The 793-nt window shown below is 63.3% G+C and carries 1 protein-coding gene; it reads right to left on the reverse strand.

The window, feature by feature from the left end:
- Positions 1–86: 86 nt before the first annotated feature.
- Positions 87–793: SDR family NAD(P)-dependent oxidoreductase (locus tag Q7C20_RS26705; protein WP_375071186.1), on the reverse strand; the 707-nt coding region annotated here is incomplete at its 5' end.

Consider the following 793-nt stretch of genomic DNA (forward strand, 5'->3'; position numbering starts at 1 on the left):
TTGAGAGCCGCATCTTGCGCTCCGATAGCACGCGCAGCGCAGGAGTGTAGGTGAAAAGTGGACGCCCGTAGCCGACTTGCGCTGCTTTAGCCGCGCAACGCGGGCAGCCCCACACCGGTCGCGTCGAACCCGCCGTCTGCGGCAAGCACTTGGCCGGTGATGAAACTTGCACGCTCACTGGCCAGAAAACAAATCGCTGCCGCAATTTCGCGTTCCGTACCATAGCGGTTGAGCGGCATCGCGTCGTGATAGGCAGCGCGGATTTCGGGCGAATGCACGGCAAGCGCCAGTTTCGTATCCACCGGGCCGGGGCAGACACAGTTCGCGCGAATGCCGAGTTCGCCCAGCTCAGCCGCCTGTTGTTTGGTCAGGTGGATCACGGCGGCTTTGGACGTGCCATAGGCGATCCGCAGGGTCGAAGCGCGCAGGCCGGAGATTGAGCCGATGTTGACGATGGCACCGCCCTGTTGCGACAAGAGCGACAGGCAGGCCTGCGACATGAGAAACACGCCATCAAGGTTCGTCTCCATCACGCGCCGCCAGCGGGTGAAATCTGTCTCTTCCAGTGGGCCGAAGTCCGCCACGCCAGCGTTGTTCACCAAAATATCGAGCCGACCAAAGGTCTGTTCAACTTCGGCCACCGCTTGGCTCACCTGTTGGGGGACCGACACATCGCAGGTAATTGCCAGTGCGCCGGGGAGAGTCGCGGCAGCGGTCTGAAGCGCGTCGCGATCGCGGTCGAGCAGCACGACACGGCGGCCTTCGCCATGCAGCAGGGTCGCGGTTGCGAGCC

This window comes from Pseudomonas sp. AMR01, assembly GCF_041946035.1.
In the GTDB taxonomy this organism is placed as follows: domain Bacteria; phylum Pseudomonadota; class Gammaproteobacteria; order Pseudomonadales; family Pseudomonadaceae; genus Aquipseudomonas; species Aquipseudomonas antarctica_B.